Source organism: Methylophilus sp. 42 (assembly GCF_000384155.1).
Lineage (GTDB): Bacteria > Pseudomonadota > Gammaproteobacteria > Burkholderiales > Methylophilaceae > Methylophilus.
In genome coordinates this window covers 486,421-501,796 of the sequence record NZ_KB913031.1, presented here as the reverse complement: position 1 = coordinate 501,796, position 15,376 = coordinate 486,421, and the positions used below count along the sequence as shown (strand labels likewise).

General features: G+C 51.2%; 17 protein-coding genes and 1 riboswitch. Of the genes, 5 read left to right on the top strand and 12 right to left on the bottom strand.

Features of this window, described 5'->3' with window-relative positions; translation table 11 throughout:
- Positions 1 to 3: 3 nt before the first annotated feature.
- The 5 genes from MET42_RS0102325 to def all read right to left on the bottom strand — a co-directional run bounded on the left by MET42_RS0102325 (position 4) and on the right by def (position 4,371).
- Complete coding sequence (locus MET42_RS0102325) at positions 4 to 579, bottom strand: DUF4390 domain-containing protein (protein WP_019881132.1); 576 nt, start codon at positions 577 to 579, stop codon at positions 4 to 6.
- Positions 557 to 1,846 (bottom strand): 16S rRNA (cytosine(967)-C(5))-methyltransferase RsmB, encoded by a 1,290-nt coding sequence (gene rsmB / locus MET42_RS0102320; RefSeq protein WP_019881131.1) that lies wholly within the window; start codon positions 1,844 to 1,846, stop codon positions 557 to 559. The genes MET42_RS0102325 and rsmB overlap by 23 nt, the downstream gene beginning before the upstream one ends.
- A 118-nt stretch (positions 1,847 to 1,964) precedes the next feature.
- On the bottom strand, positions 1,965 to 2,837 hold the full coding sequence (gene htpX, locus MET42_RS0102310) for a zinc metalloprotease HtpX (protein WP_019881130.1): 873 nt from the start codon (positions 2,835 to 2,837) through the stop codon (positions 1,965 to 1,967).
- Between the two features lie 85 nt (positions 2,838 to 2,922).
- Positions 2,923 to 3,843 (bottom strand): methionyl-tRNA formyltransferase, encoded by a 921-nt coding sequence (gene fmt, locus MET42_RS0102305; RefSeq protein ID WP_019881128.1) that lies wholly within the window; start codon positions 3,841 to 3,843, stop codon positions 2,923 to 2,925.
- 12 nt (positions 3,844 to 3,855) lie between these two features.
- Entirely contained in the window at positions 3,856 to 4,371 is a 516-nt protein-coding gene (gene def, locus MET42_RS0102300; protein ID WP_019881127.1) for a peptide deformylase, read from the bottom strand.
- 168 nt (positions 4,372 to 4,539) lie between these two features.
- Here def and MET42_RS0102295 point away from each other — a divergent pair, with 168 nt between their 5' ends.
- From MET42_RS0102295 to MET42_RS0102285, 3 genes are all read left to right on the top strand, one after another.
- Positions 4,540 to 5,574, top strand: a complete 1,035-nt coding sequence (locus MET42_RS0102295; protein WP_019881126.1) for a LysM peptidoglycan-binding domain-containing protein — start codon at positions 4,540 to 4,542, stop codon at positions 5,572 to 5,574.
- Positions 5,575 to 5,589: 15 nt separating this feature from the next.
- Positions 5,590 to 6,702: a DNA-processing protein DprA gene (gene dprA / locus MET42_RS0102290; RefSeq protein WP_019881125.1), complete on the top strand. Its 1,113-nt coding sequence runs from the start codon at positions 5,590 to 5,592 to the stop codon at positions 6,700 to 6,702.
- Between the two features lie 65 nt (positions 6,703 to 6,767).
- Complete coding sequence (locus MET42_RS0102285; RefSeq protein ID WP_019881124.1) at positions 6,768 to 7,235, top strand: DUF494 family protein; 468 nt, start codon at positions 6,768 to 6,770, stop codon at positions 7,233 to 7,235.
- Between the two features lie 57 nt (positions 7,236 to 7,292).
- On the opposite strand, the gene metF is transcribed toward MET42_RS0102285, so the two are convergent.
- The 3 genes from metF to ahcY all read right to left on the bottom strand — a co-directional run bounded on the left by metF (position 7,293) and on the right by ahcY (position 10,014).
- Positions 7,293 to 8,120: a methylenetetrahydrofolate reductase [NAD(P)H] gene (gene metF / locus MET42_RS0102280; RefSeq protein ID WP_019881123.1), complete on the bottom strand. Its 828-nt coding sequence runs from the start codon at positions 8,118 to 8,120 to the stop codon at positions 7,293 to 7,295.
- Positions 8,121 to 8,154: 34 nt separating this feature from the next.
- Positions 8,155 to 8,505, bottom strand: coding sequence for a phage holin family protein (locus MET42_RS0102275; protein WP_019881122.1), 351 nt, complete (start codon positions 8,503 to 8,505; stop codon positions 8,155 to 8,157).
- A 99-nt stretch (positions 8,506 to 8,604) separates the two neighbouring features.
- On the bottom strand, positions 8,605 to 10,014 hold the full coding sequence (gene ahcY, locus MET42_RS0102270) for an adenosylhomocysteinase (RefSeq protein WP_019881118.1): 1,410 nt from the start codon (positions 10,012 to 10,014) through the stop codon (positions 8,605 to 8,607).
- Between the two features lie 92 nt (positions 10,015 to 10,106).
- Positions 10,107 to 10,189, bottom strand: a riboswitch (S-adenosyl-L-homocysteine riboswitch).
- 224 nt (positions 10,190 to 10,413) lie between these two features.
- On the opposite strand from ahcY, the gene MET42_RS14745 reads away from it, so the two are divergent.
- The gene (locus MET42_RS14745) at positions 10,414 to 10,563 is read left to right on the top strand and encodes a hypothetical protein (protein WP_154650038.1); all 150 of its coding nucleotides are present in this window, start codon (positions 10,414 to 10,416) and stop codon (positions 10,561 to 10,563) included.
- A 76-nt stretch (positions 10,564 to 10,639) separates the two neighbouring features.
- On the opposite strand, the gene MET42_RS0102260 is transcribed toward MET42_RS14745, so the two are convergent.
- From MET42_RS0102260 to MET42_RS0102250, 3 genes are all read right to left on the bottom strand, one after another.
- Positions 10,640 to 11,647 (bottom strand): serine protease, encoded by a 1,008-nt coding sequence (locus MET42_RS0102260; RefSeq protein ID WP_232411240.1) that lies wholly within the window; start codon positions 11,645 to 11,647, stop codon positions 10,640 to 10,642.
- Between the two features lie 389 nt (positions 11,648 to 12,036).
- Positions 12,037 to 13,209 (bottom strand): diguanylate cyclase, encoded by a 1,173-nt coding sequence (locus MET42_RS0102255; protein WP_019881114.1) that lies wholly within the window; start codon positions 13,207 to 13,209, stop codon positions 12,037 to 12,039.
- 60 nt (positions 13,210 to 13,269) lie between these two features.
- Positions 13,270 to 13,734 (bottom strand): EVE domain-containing protein, encoded by a 465-nt coding sequence (locus MET42_RS0102250; protein WP_019881112.1) that lies wholly within the window; start codon positions 13,732 to 13,734, stop codon positions 13,270 to 13,272.
- Between the two features lie 68 nt (positions 13,735 to 13,802).
- Between MET42_RS0102250 and MET42_RS0102245 the strand changes: the two genes are divergently transcribed.
- Complete coding sequence (locus MET42_RS0102245) at positions 13,803 to 14,162, top strand: DUF2237 family protein (RefSeq protein ID WP_024930418.1); 360 nt, start codon at positions 13,803 to 13,805, stop codon at positions 14,160 to 14,162.
- 35 nt (positions 14,163 to 14,197) lie between these two features.
- Here MET42_RS0102245 and MET42_RS0102240 read toward each other — a convergent pair whose 3' ends face one another.
- Positions 14,198 to 15,094, bottom strand: a complete 897-nt coding sequence (locus tag MET42_RS0102240) for an SGNH/GDSL hydrolase family protein (protein WP_019881110.1) — start codon at positions 15,092 to 15,094, stop codon at positions 14,198 to 14,200.
- Between the last annotated feature and the right edge of the window lie 282 nt (positions 15,095 to 15,376).

Genomic DNA, 15,376 nt, shown 5'->3' with positions numbered 1-15,376 from the left:
ACGTTAGCGCAGTGTTTCCTTCACCCACCAGCTAAACGTGGGGGTTACCAGCTCCCAGTCACTTTCGCCCAGGGCATCCAGTTGCAATGCTTTAGGCAGTTTGCTGGTATCCAGGTGCATCTTGAGCGCGGCCTGGTAGGGCTGATTCTTTTCAAGCGTGGCATGCGGCACGAGGCGCCAGTCATGGATCAGGCCCAGCTCACGCCTGGCCTCACCCAGGCTATCAAACACTTTTTGCTGTTGCGGATAGTTGAGCAGGTATTGTTTGGTGAGCGCATGATAATTCAGCGTCACGGAGCGGCGCTCAGTGACTACTTCGTCATCAAACCAGTATTTGAGGGGTTTGATAATCTGGAACTCATATAAAAAAGTCAGTGCGACGCCTTTACTCAGCGCTTCTTCTAGCGCACGGCCAAACTGGATATCAATGTCCGCATCCAGTGTCCACACTTCATCCCGCAACACCAGCTCTGCACTACGGATATGCGCGTGATTGCCACCAGCGACCGCCACCCAGGCGGTCAGGCTCAGCAACAGCGCGATCCATAACCAGCGACTAATGTTTTTGCAGGAGTGCATAAAACAATCCGTCATGCTCAGCGGTGGGCAATAACTGACCACCAACCTGGTGCTGACAAGGTAATGTCGACACATCAAAGGCGACCGGCAACCTTGTCGCATCGGTGTGTGTGGTTAAAAATTGCTGAATTTGCATTTCGTTTTCTTGTTGGAATATCGAGCACGTCACATAGAGCAATTTACCGCCTTTTGCCAGCATTTGCCACAAATTCGATAAAATTTCCTGTTGCGTACGGGCAAATGTTGCCAGGTCCTGAGGTCGGCGCAACCACTTCATATCGACATGGCGGCGCACAATGCCAGAGGCACTACAAGGCACATCCGCCAGAATACGGTCAAACAACTGGCCATCAAACCAGCCTGACTGAGCAGCATCGCCTGTCACCACCTTGGCTTGCAAGCCCAATCGCTGCAAGTTCTCGTGCACGCGACGTAAACGTTCAGCTTCGACATCCAGTGACAATAACTCAACGTCACTCGTTTCCAGCACGTGGCAAGTCTTGCCACCGGGCGCACTACAGGCATCCAGTACGCGCATGCCAGGTTGCAAATCCAGCAAAGGCGCGGCCCATTGCGCACCTGCATCCTGCACACTGACCCAACCCTCTTCAAAAAACGGCAGCTTGCTCACCGGCAAGGGCTGCTGTAGCTGAATAGCGGTGCCACCCAAATGGTGAGAGGCTATCCCCGCTGTTTGCAACAACTGCATATAAGTCGCAGGGTCGGTCTTGCGCACATTCACACGCAAAGTCATGGGTGGATGGCTATTACCGACGTCGAGTATCGTTTGCCAATCCTGCGGATATTGCTGTTTCAGGGTATCTATCCACCATTGCGGATAGTTAAATTGCACCTCTTCACGCCTGGCAATGTGAGATTGCAAATCAGCACGCTGGCGCAAAAAATTACGCAGCACAGCATTGACCAGACCTTTGGCCCAACGCTGCCCGGTTTTACCGGCCGCCTCTACCGCCTGGTTGACCACGGTAAAGTCATCATCTGTACTATGTAATAGCTGTGACAATGCCACCAGCAACAACGCGTTAACACGCTCATCCGTCACTGGTTTGGGCGTCAGTGCTTTGAGATACGCTGCAGATTCTGCATAGAAACGCAACGTCAGATAACTGTAATCCTGCGCAGCGGCCTGTTGTTGCGGCGTCGCCAATTTGACCTTACGCAATGCCTTGGGCATGGAAACAGTCAGGTTATGTCCGGCCAACACTTCGGCCACCGCATATGCGGCAATGAGCTGAGCAACTTGCAACGATAATCTCTGGGCAAAAAAAGCTATTCTACTTGATGCGCCCCGATTGCACAGTGAAAAACACGCGCAATAAAAAGGCTTTCATCAGAAAGCCTTTTTTAAGTAAAAACATCAGCAGCTAATACTGGTTCGCCAATGCCAGCAGACGGCGGATACGCTCTTCCGTTTGTGGGTGGGTACTAAACAAACCAGCCAGATCTGCACCGGATAACGGGTTGATAATCATCATCTGCCCGGTTTCAGGATGCTGCTCAGCTGTCATATTCGGGATCTGGTGCGCATAGTTATGGATTTTTTCCAGCGCAGCTGCCAGGGCTTTCGGATCACGGCTGATATCCGCCCCCATGCGATCCGCTTCGTATTCACGTGAGCGTGAAATCGCCATTTGAATCAGCGAGGCTGCCAATGGTGCCAATACCATGATCAAAATACCGATCAGCGGATTAGGCCGGTCTTCGCCCTCACGATGGCCGCCACCAAACATCAGGCCAAATTGCGCAATCGATGAAATTGCCCCGGCCACTGTGGCTGAAATGGTCGAAATCAAGGTATCACGGTTTTTCACGTGCGCCAGCTCATGCGCCATCACACCGCGCAACTCGCGCTCACTTAAAATCTGCATAATGCCAGTGGTCGCTGCCACCGCTGCATTTTCCGGATTACGACCGGTGGCAAAGGCGTTAGGCTGGCTTTCATTAATCACAAACACGCGCGGCATAGGCAACTCAGCACGTTCCGCCAGTTCTTTCACCATATTGAAATAATTGCGGAATTGGCCATTGCCAAAATTATTGTCAGCATTGATCTCCACCGCACCGTACATTTTCAGCACGGCCTGGTCACTGAACCAATAGGCATAAAAGTTCATGCCACCGGCCAGCAATAAAGCCAGCAGCATCCCGCCCTGACCACCCAAAGCCCCGCCCACGGCTACAAACAGGGCCGTAATGGCCGCCATCAGCACAAAGGTTTTGGTCCAGTTACCTAACATACTTACTCCTTGAATACATTTAATACCACTCCCCTAATATGCGGGGATAACAGGCGTTTTTCAATGCCCGGTGTTAAAACACCGCTTAGAAAAACCGGTCACCGACCTGCACATGCTGCCCCTGCACAAACTGCTGCGCCGTTTGTCGCTTGCCACCCGGCATTTGCAACTCATGGATCTCTAATGCGCCATCACCACAAGCCAAGCGCAATGGCTGTGTTTCCAGCACTACGCCTGGCTGGCCGTTGCCGGCTGCCACTTGAGCAAACCACAGTTTGCAGACTTGTTCGTTAAACTTGGCCGTGGCGACCGGGAACGGGTTAAACGCCCGTACCTGTCGTGAGAGCTGTTGGGCAGGCTGATTCCAGTCGATGGCTGATTCGGATTTCTCCAGCTTGTGGGCATATGTCACCAGGGATTCATCCTGCACTTCAGCGGCTAATTGACCAGTGCTTTGCAGTGTATGCATGGCTTCAACCATCAAACGTGCACCTTCGCGGCTGATGGCATCATGCAGGCTTTGGGTCGTATCCGTCTCGGTAATAGCGACGGCCCACTTGCTAATCATATTGCCAGCATCCAGCTTGGGCACTACCTCCATAATCGTCACGCCAGTCTCGGCATCGCCAGCCAGAATGGCTCTATGGATAGGCGCCGCGCCGCGCCAGCGTGGCAGCAGTGAGCCATGGATGTTGTAACAGCCACGTTGAGGGATATTCAGTACCGCAGTGGGAATAATCAGACCATAAGCAGCCACAATCATGACATCGGCATTGACCGCCGCAACCTCCGCCTGCACGTCAGCAGGCTTCAGACTCTCTGGTTGAAACACGCGCAAGCCATGTTGCAAGGCCAGCTGTTTGACCGGGCTAGCTTTCAATTGCATGCCCCGCCCGGCTGGACGGTCTGGTTGTGTGAGCACCATGACGATATCATGACCGGCATCCATTAACCCCTGCAAAGCAGGCACGGCAAACTCCGGGGTTCCGGCGTAAATAATTCGCATGCAAATCCCTAATTAATAACTATTACGTTCGATTTCGCGCGCGTGCTTGACCATTTTGCTGCGGATGCGGTTACGTTTGAGTGTTGACAGATACTCCACAAACACCTTGCCCTTGAGGTGATCCATCTCATGCTGGATACAGACACTGAGCAGGCCATCGGCATCCAAGCGGTATGTCTTGCCTTGCACATCCTGTGCTTCTACCGTGATGAACTCGGCGCGTGTGACATTCTCATACACGCCGGGCACAGACAAGCAGCCTTCTTCATAATCCTGGCTGCCAGACTGGGCAATGATTTTCGGATTAATCAGCACCAGCAAATCATCTTTGTCTTTGCTTAAATCAATCACAATCAATTGAATGTGTTGATCAACCTGTGTCGCAGCCAAACCTATGCCGGGCGCATCATACATCGTCTCGGCCATATCGCTTACCAGTTGCTGCAACGCGGCATCAAACACTTGCACCGGCTTGGCCACGGTGTGCAAGCGCGGGTCAGGATATTGCAAAATCGGAAGTAGTGCCATGCTCTACAAATCTTTCCATTCAATAGTTTGTGGAAAAACGGGGTAAAACGCCCGCTTTTTCACCTTGATAAGAACTTTAAACCCATGCTAGATTGGTCGACATTGCGCAGATGCTGCGCACCGTTGGTGCTGCCCATCCTTTTGTGCTGCATATTACAGAGACGCCACATGACCAAAATTGTTCAAATTATAACCTTGCTTGCGCTGGCTTGTAGCAGCTTGTTGGTGCGTGCTGAAGAAATTCCTTTGCGCCCGCAACATCCCGATCGCCATGTCGTGGCCAAAGGCGACACCCTGTGGGACATTTCAGCCAAGTTCCTCAAGAACCCCTGGCAATGGCCACAAATCTGGCAACTTAACCGTGAACACATCAAAAACCCGCACTGGATTTACCCCGGCGACGTGATTGTACTCGACACCAGCAGCGGCAAACCGGTGTTAAAACTGGTACGTGAATCAGTGACACTGGAACCCGGTGTCATCGTCACCCCCATTAAAGGCGATGCGATTCCAGCGATCCAGCCGAACACCATCCTGCCATTCCTGACCAAACCCATGCTGATCTCGCCAGAGGAGCTGAAAGCCGCGCCGCGAATTATTGCTGCGCAGGAAGAGCGTGAAATCCTGAGTCCTGGCACCCATATTTATGTGCAGGGCTTACCGGAATCGGCCAGATCGGTGTGGGCGATTTACCGCGAGGGGGAGCCGGTCAAGAATCCTGAAAATGGTGAAATCCTCGGCAATGAGGCACACTATCTGGGCGAAGCAAAATTACTGCGTTCAGGCCAGCCAGCTACGTTAACGGTGACTCAGGCCAAAGAGGAAATTGCCGTCAAAGACAAACTGATTGCGATGGAAGATGAACTCAATCCGGCCTATATTCCCCATGCACCAGACATGCCGATTCAAGGCCAGATTGCGCGCGTGAGTGAAGGTATTAACGAAACCGGTTATGGCCGCGTCGTCGTGCTTAACCGCGGTGAAGAGCAAGGCGTAGAGCGCGGTCATGTGCTATCCGTGCTACGTAAAGGCGCCAGCATGGTGGACCCGGAATCAGATCCGAAAAAACCTGTGACTATCCAGCTGCCTGATGAGCCGGTCGGCCTGGTCATGGTGTTCAAAACCTTCCCAAAACTGTCTTATGCCTTGGTGATGCAAGCCTCTCAACCGATTCATGCCGAAGATGTGGTCAGCACCCCATGATACACAAGCGCTACAGTGACGATCACAACTGAACACACCGCCCCCTGGATTGCGCTCAGCCTGGTAAACGGGCTGGGCAGCGTCACTTACTGCCAGTTACTGCTTAGTTTCAAAACGCCTGAAGCCATTCTGGCAGCGCCTTATTCAGCACTGCGCGACCTGGTCAGCAAAGAGGTCGCCGATGGTATCCAGCGAGCGATGGATGATCCGCACATTGCGCACACGCTGGCCTGGCTGGATCAAACCGATAACCACCTGATCACCCTGGGCGATCCTTATTATCCGCAACGGCTGCTGGACACAGACCAGCCACCGCCGGTTTTATATGCCAAAGGCAACCTGCAAACCCTTAAAAGACCGGGCCTCGCCATTGTTGGTAGCCGCCATGCCACACCGCAAGGTGAAGCGACTGCCGAGAATTTTGCCGAAAGCTTATGCCGCGCCGGATTCGCCGTAGTCAGCGGACTGGCACTGGGGATTGATGGTGCCGCCCATCGCGGCGCACTGAAAGCAGATGGTGCGACCATTGCCGTGGTCGGCACCGGGCTAGACATTGTTTACCCGGCCAGACACAAGGCGCTGGCGCATCAGATCGTGCAATATGGGCTGATCCTCTCTGAATACCCGCTGGGCACGCCATCGCTCACGCATAACTTCCCACGGCGTAACCGCATTATCAGCGGCTTATCTGAAGGTTGCCTGGTGGTAGAGGCCAATATTGACAGTGGTTCGTTGATTACGGCCAAACAAGCCATCGAGCAAGGGCGTGAAGTATTCGCCATTCCAGGCTCAATTCACTCGCCGGTGGCCAAAGGGTGCCACGCCCTGATCAAGCAAGGCGCCAAACTGGTCGAATCGACCGACGACATATTGAGTGAATTACGCCATATCCGCCTGCCAAACACGGCTTTGGCGATTAGCCCGAATGGGCCATCGCCCGAGTGGACTAATTTACCTGCCGAAGCAAGCCCAGTATTGGTTTGCATGGGATTCGACCCCCTGTTTGCAGAGCAGATCTCAGCCCGCTCAGGCTTGACGCCAGAACAAGTTTCCACCATGCTAACACTACTTGAATTAGAAGGTGTGGTCAGCCATCTCGCCAGCGGTCAGTTCCAGCGACTCGCCTAAAGACGGACTCAGGCTCACCCCAACAGCGCTGTCTATGCAACAGCGTGTTTGAGGAGACTATATACATGTTGGAAGTATTGATATTTATTTATCAAAATTACTGGGATAAACATGATGCGCTTGAGTTGAAAGAAACCGACGAAACCATCATGGCTTACGAGTTATCCCAGGCAGGATTTAACCATCAGGACATTTTACACGCGGTAGACTGGGTCAAAGACCTGCGCCGCTCGGTACAGCAACCACTGTATCTGCACGACCCGGCGGCCATTCGTATTTTTTGCGAGATGGAGCGCAGCAAAATCAATGACGAAAGCTTAAACTTTCTGACGCTGCTACAACGCAGTGACATCATCACGGCCTACGAACGCGACTTGATTGTGGACCGTGCCATGGTGTTACCGCAGGAAACACTGAGCATGGAAGATATCCGCTGGATCACCATGATGGTGTTGTGGGATGAAACACGTAAACAGGACTACCTGTTTGTAGAAGACGCCTTGTTTAACCCACAAGGTCTTTCACTACAGTAACCCTGAGCACGTAAAAAAGCGCGACCGAACAGGCCGCGCTTTTTTGTTTTCTGCCAGCTACAGTTGGCGAATAATCTGACCAATAATAGCGGCCTGGTTCAGCGTATAAAAATGCATTTTATCCACGCCAGACGCAATCAGCCTGGCACAAATATCCGTCACCACATCCGCGCCAAACGCCCGCAACGACGCCAGGTCGTCGCCATAAGCCTCTAAACGCAGGCGCAACCAGCGCGGGATCTCGGCACCGCACACATTAGAAAAACGTGCCAGCTGCGTGTAATTATAGATAGGCATGATGCCGGGAATAATCGGCGCCGTCACACCCATTTTTTGCGCGGCCTCGACAAAGCGGAAATACGCATCCACATTATAAAAATACTGTGTGATGGCTGAGTCCGCACCTGCATCAATTTTACGCTTGAAGTTTTCCAGGTCTTTTTGCGCAGACCCTGCTTCGGGGTGAAATTCAGGATACGCCGCCACTTCGAGGTGAAACCAGTCACCGGTTTCGGCGCGGATAAAGCTCACCAACTCATTGGCGTACTTAAAATCCCCTGCGCTCACCTCACCTGAAGGAATATCACCGCGCAAGGTGACCAAACGCTTGATGCCTTTGGCTTGATAAGCTTGCAGCAACTCGCGGATTTCTTCTTTACTCGAAGAAATACAGGAAATATGCGGTGCTGCACCATGGCCTGCGGCCTGGATTTCGAGCACGCTATCCATGGTACGGTCACGCGTCGAGCCACCGGCACCAAAGGTCACTGAGAAAAACTCAGGTGAAAATGCGGCCAACTCATCGCGCACATTGCGCAGATTCGCCATACCTTCCGCTGTTTTAGGCGGAAAGAACTCAAAACTGTAAGAGGTTTTATGATTCACTTGTTTAATCTTTTATTTATGATGCACGATTGGCTTAGTCTTTTTCATTTAGCACAATCGCGCTCAATATCCATGCAATCACGCTATACACCAGCGCACCAATCACGCCTGTCAGCACACTATTGACCGAGAAGCCTTGCAATAAATGGCCGACAAACCAGAACAGCAAGCCATTAATCACCAATAAAAACAGCCCCAGCGTCAGCAAGGTGATCGGCAACGTTAGAATGACCAATATCGGTTTCACCAGCACATTGGCAAAACCAATCACCACCGCCGCCAGCAAAGCAGCCGTAAAGTTCGCGACATGAATGCCCGGTACCAGATACGCGACTGCCATCAGTGCCAACGCATTTAACACCCACACGACCAACAGTTTCAACATGCTGACTCCCCCTGATTAACATGGGGAGAGTGTACACCCAAACCCGCGCCAGTACATCTGACGCAGACTCGGGTGAATCGGCCGATACTCTAGTGCAACTTAGTAACGATAATGGTCTGGCTTGTATGGGCCACTTTTGCTCACACCGATATAGGCCGCTTGCGCGTCTGTCAGTGTGGTCAATTGCGCGTTGAGTTTTTTCAACTGCAAGATAGCCACTTTTTCATCCAGGTGCTTGGGCAAGGTGTACACGCCAACCGGATACTTCCCTGTTTGCGTAAACAACTCAATTTGCGCAATGGTCTGGTTAGCAAAGCTGGAACTCATTACATAGCTCGGATGGCCAGTACCACAACCCAGGTTCACCAGGCGACCTTTGGCCAACAGGATGATGCGTTTACCATCCGGGAAAATCACGTGATCCACTTGTGGTTTGATCTCTTCCCACTGGTATTTTTCAATACCGGCAACGTCGATTTCGTTGTCGAAGTGGCCAATGTTACAGACGATGGCCTGATCTTTCATTTTGGCCATATGGTCGTGGGTAATCACATGGTAGTTACCGGTCGCGGTGACGAAAATATCCGCATGTTCTGCGGCGTAATCCATGGTCACTACGCGGTAGCCTTCCATCGCCGCTTGCAGCGCGCAAATCGGGTCAATTTCAGTCACCCATACTTGTGCAGACAAGGCACGCATGGCTTGTGCCGAACCTTTACCCACATCACCGTATCCAGCTACTACGGCAATTTTGCCGGCGATCATGACATCAGTCGCGCGCTTGATACCGTCAACCAATGATTCACGGCAACCATACAGGTTGTCAAACTTGGACTTGGTCACAGAATCGTTAACGTTAATCGCCGGAAACGCCAGTTTGCCCTCTTTATGCATTTGATACAGTCTATGCACGCCGGTGGTGGTTTCTTCGGTCACGCCTTTGATAGCGGCCAAACGCACTGAATACCAGTTTGGGTCTGTTTTCAACTTGGCTTTAATCGCATTAAACAGGCAAATTTCTTCTTCAGACGTTGGATTCGCCACCACAGACAAGTCTTTCTCGGCACGGCTACCCAAATGCAGCAACAAGGTTGCATCGCCGCCATCATCCAGAATCATGTTGGAGTAGCCACCATCCGCCCATTCAAAAATGCGGTGGGTGTAATCCCAATACTCTTCCAGTGTTTCGCCCTTGACGGCAAATACGGCAGTGCCAGTCGCAGCAATCGCCGCAGCGGCGTGGTCTTGTGTAGAGAAAATATTACAGGACGCCCAGCGCACATCGGCGCCCAGGTCTTTCAGCGTTTCAATCAACACTGCGGTCTGGATGGTCATATGCAAAGAGCCGGTAATACGTGCGCCCTTCAGTGGTTGTTGAGCCGCGTATTCTTCGCGAATCGCCATCAAGCCCGGCATTTCAGTTTCGGCAATCGCAATTTCCTTGCGACCCCAGGCAGCCAGCGACATATCAGCAACGATGTAATCTTTGATGTCAGCTACAGTATTCATGTTTCAAATCCTTAAAAAGATGAAAACTGAGCAGGGAAAGTTCTAAGAACCGGTGGAAACGTTTGTTCACCTTTTTTCCGTGCTCGCACAGTGAAAAGTGAACGCCGTTGAGATGCTTTGCAGCAAATGCTCTGAGCCTGGGAGTCAGATGACTCTCGCAGCGTTCCTCAGAAGTTGCGAATTATACGCCAACCCAGGCATTTTACAAAAAAGCGGCGGCGGCCAAGCGCGAAACAGCGGGCTAAATCACACGCAAATAAACCGTCTGCAGGCATCAAAACGTCATCTCTCAAACTGACCCGATTACACCTTTCTGCTCTGCAAAATCAGTGTCATACACCTGTGCCATGATGTCATCACGGCAATAAGCAGACAACCAGACTAGGAAAGGTGGCTCGTATGACAATGTATCAAGTGATGGACGAAGAGAACCATTGCATCGCAACCTTTCATCATTTTCAGGAAGCGATTTATACCGCACAAGATTTCACCCTGTGGGATGATGAACATTACTACCATGTGGAAGAACTGGACATGGCAGTAGCATAAGCGATTGCAAACCCGATTTAAATAAAGAAAGCGCCCGATTGGGCGCTTTCTTGTTTGTGTCTGATGTTGCCTGATCTTAAGGCAAACTTTTCATTGCCACCGTCAACGCTTCAGCCGCTTCTGCATCCAGTTGTTTTAACGTATCGACACTGGCCATCGCTTCACCATGTTTGCCACTCGCTTCAGCAATCATGCCCAGGTAATAAAAAGCCTGGCTATGTTGATCATTCATGCTCACCACACGATGCAGATGCTGTTCCGCCAGCGTCAAGTCTTTGGTTTCATACTCTGCCGCAGCCAGGTAAAACCAGGCTTCCGTATTGCTTGGCTCCTTTGTCGTCCATTGTTCGGCAATCACTTTCAAACCTGCCCAGTCTTTATGCAGGTATGGAAACACCACCTTCATAAAATATGGCCATTCAGCAGAGGGCTTACCCCAGAAAGGCAATTCACTTTTCACCACAATCGGGCCTGCCGGTTTGCTGATCAGGGCTTTCACCCAGTCCACCGACATGTAGTAGTAATAAGCGTCTTTACCAGGGCTCTTCAGGGTAATCAAGCCGACCAATGCACCGCTGTCATCAAACAGGCCGCCACCGCTGGCACCTTGCCTAAAGCTGCTGGTGGCACGCACAATGACCGAGTCATCCATGGTAAACAAGCCTTTGACCACACCGCTGGTGCTGACTGGCGCAGCGACAAAACTGGGATAACCGATGGTGAATACCGGTTGTTCATATTTGAGTTCACGGCTGGATTTCATGGTCACTGGTGACAATGGCAAATCTTCCATTTGCAACATGCACACATCATGTTCCCAATCAGGTTTCACGCCGACCGCGTGATAGGCTGCTCCGCCGCTGACCACGCTGATACTGCTGGCATTGGCGACCACATGGCAGTTAGTCACAACCTGGTTTTCAGCCACGACCACACCAGAACCCAAGCCATATTGACCGTTTTTCAAGCCGACTTGCACACGCAACACGCGACTATTTAAATCGTGCACCAGCGCTTCTGCTGGCTCTGCCATGAGTGATGCGCTCATGCATCCTAACAATAATCCGATCAGTAACTTCGTCATGTCGTGCTCCAATCTGTGACAGCAGGTGGGTGGTGTTACCCGGTTGCCGGTGATACGTTGGAAAGCCTGTTAAGCTTGTTTTAGCAAGACGTATTCCAACCCACATACACGCTGGTTTTAGCACACAGAGACTGCACTCAGGCAAAGCACATAACTAAAAAATTACATTAATAATCAAATATTTATAATAAAAATTACTTTTACTCGCACCCCAAAAACAAGATTCAATAAGCACGGCTATGAGCAGACGGCAATATGCCATTGCACCAAAGAAGTGCGCCATAAGAATGCACGCACAATAAACTGGCATTTTGAATAAAAATCGGAAGAAAACAGCTAAAGAGAAGTCGTACTTGGCACTGACTACGCGCTACGGATAGAGCCAAAAATTAGTGGTTGGCGATAAAGACGCGGTTGCGGCCTTGCTGCTTGGCTGCATACAGGGCAGCATCCGCCATTTTCATCAAATGTGCCAAGCCCTGCTGTTCGCTGAGTTGCGAGGTAGACACCAACCCGAATGACGCCGTGTAGTGAATTTGCTCGCCATGATCACTCATGACGCTGTGGTCTATTTCGGAGCGCAAACGCTCAATCACGCGCGCGGCCTCGTGCAGATCCGTCATCGGCATTAAGATGCCGAACTCCTCACCACCCAATCGACCGACCATATCACTGGTGCGCAAGGCACTGACGCAACGCAGACAAAAATTCTGCAAGATCAGGTCACCGGCGTGATGCCCATATTGATCGTTGATTTTCTTAAAGTGATCAATATCAACCATGGCAAACGCAAACGCCGAGCCATAACGCTGACTGCGCCGCACTTCGGACTCGAGCTCGTGAATAAAATGCCGGCGATTGGCAATACCAGTTAAAAAGTCGGTAAAAGCAAACTTGTCTGCTTCAATATGCAGCTGGTAGATACGCCAGGCAACGAAAACACCAACGACCAGAAACAAGCTGAGCAGTAGTGCGGCATAAGTTAAGCCGTGTGTCGTGTGCTTTTCCAGCCGCTGCTGGCTTTCATTCACATATTGGGTAGCACGTTGATTGGCATTTTTAAGCACCGCCTCATTCAGGCTTGCCACCTCGTTAAAGCGTTCGGTCCACTGCGTTTCTATCAGGCGATTGGCATCCGCATAGCGTGTAGCCTCCAGTGCGTGCAAAATCTGGTCACGCACCTGATTCAGCAATGCCAGTTTCTGTTTGAGTTGTGTCACTTGCTGCTGGTCGCCAGAATAACTGCGGGCAATGATTGCAATTTTTTGCTGCGCCAGCTGCTCGCGCGCCGCAATAAAATCCACTGTGGTTGCCAGTTGCTTACGATCAGCCTCAATCAAAGTGGCATACAGCAAACTGCTGCGAATCTGGTAGAGATCGGCCTCTAATGCGAGTGCCGCGTTGGCCACAGCAAACGGCTGTTCATAGAGCTTGCGTGTGGTTTGGTGCATCTCACGCATGCTGGAAAAATAAATCCACACAAACAGCAATACGCCGACAAAAGCAATCAGGAACCCGGCGACCAGAATATACAACACGGCATTTTTTCGCTGTCTGTTCATAAACTATTCTATGTGAATAATGCGCCTGGAATTAGGTGGTCGCCCTGATCAAGCCAGCCATTACTTTGCCAGCAATGCCGAAATATACGCCCACTCCTTGGGATCGACAGGTGTAATCGACAAGCGGTTCCCTTTTTGCAAAGTACGCATATTGGCCAGTTCTGGCGCTTCGCGCATTTCCTTCAAACTCAGCAACCGCGTTTTACGTACCAGTTTGACATCCACATTCACCCAGCGCGGATTTTCCGGCGTGGATTTTGGATCAAAGTATTTATGGCCTTCAACAAACTGGAACTTATCCGGGTAAGCCAACTGGCTGACTTCACAGAGGCCGACAATGCCGGGCGTCTCGCAATTGGAATGGTAAAACAGCACGCCATCCCCCAACTTCATCTGGTCACGCATAAAATTACGCGCCTGATAATTGCGTACCCCATACCAATCCACCGTCTGGTTCGGGAACCCTGCCAAATCATCAATAGAAACGTCCGAGGGCTCGGATTTCATCAACCAGTAACGCGCCATGCCTGAAAACCTTCTTATGTCCAACAAATGTCAGTATCATAAACCAAGTTACAGTACAGCTGACAATCATGGCAAAAAACGTTCTTGGCACCCTACTCATTCCCTGCAGCATGCGCCCAATCACCGGCTTTGTGCGTGATGGTTGTTGCGGATTCCATCCCGAAGACCTCGGCAGGCATACCGTATGTGCAGAAATGACCGATGAATTTCTGGCATTCTCACAGGCACAAGGTAATGATTTATCGACGCCCATGCCAGAGTATGGGTTTCCCGGCCTGAAAGCAGGCGATCGCTGGTGTTTGTGTGCAAGGCGCTGGTTAGACGCCAGTGAAGCTGGCTATGCGCCGCCGGTGATTCTGGAGTCCTGCGATGAAAGTTGCCTGGAAGTGGTCAGTTTGGCCGACCTGATGTATCACGCGTTGCGATAAGCAGGTCAGCCAAACATGTGTTTGCCGCCAGGCGGTTAAATAGCTGGGCGCTGGCTGCGACGCGCAAACACCAACATCAAGCCAGCGAAAAGCAATCCAGCTTGCGCAGGCTCTGGTACAGGCGTAATCGCAGATAACATACGCTGCCCCAGATACTCGTGGACGACGGTTGTCATATGCAAATCATCCCAAAAAAGATACTTATCAGGATCAGCACAAACAGCGGCGCCGTCATAACAAGCATCCGTTAAATTCGTGAACCCGTTACTCACAGCCAAAGCCATGCCGTTTTCCAACTCAGTTTTGGTATCAAAATAAGTCACACGGGCAGAGCTCGGCAGACCTAATGCTGAAAGTCCCGCGACCAGATAATCGTTATAGTCCCTGGTGTAATCCTCCAAAAACTGAACCACCCCAGCAGAGGCTCCATTAAAACGCGGTGCGTCCACCACAGCAGGCAAGCCCAGCACGAGAAAATCGGTCGCGCCTTTGCTATGCAACAATGCCACCATATCAACCATGTTTTGCGCAGAATCGTGCGCCGAGAAGGTTTCAATGCCGTTACCGCCACCATCCAGCACGTACAAATGTCCTGCATCAACCGATGGCAAGCTACCCAGGTAGCTCGTCATAAACGTGAGCATATCCTCTGTGGTTGCACCGCCAACCGCAAAATTCTGGAAACTGGCTGGTGCATTCAATCCGAGCCCGGTGGCCAGATACTCAACCGCTGTTGGGCCGTTGGTAAAACGGTAATTGCTATACGGCGCATCCGTCAGGCCCGCTCCAAACAGCTTGTAATAGCTGACCACTGCCGTATCTTCATTGCCACCATCAAAAAGACTATCGCCAATCGCAGTGATGCCGGTATAAGCAAACACCTGCGGGGAAAACAATACCAATGCAAAAAACCAGAAAAATAGCTTGCGCATGACTTCCTCCCTGAATCTAATTGTTAATTTATATGAAACAACTAGATTCTTGACCAATCAAATAAAGATTGCAATAGAAATATTTCATGCAGCAACTATCTGCAAGCATCACCATGGGGAGAGCGTTGTATAAGCAATGTGAAAGGGGTGGGGAATGATGTGCTAAGGGGTTACCTGAGCCGTGCATCCTGAACCAAGAAAGTTCAGGTGGTAACAGCCTAAGGTACATTAGGTTCGCACGCCAAGGGGGTTTTAAAAAACCACCCAACTTAGTGCGATCTC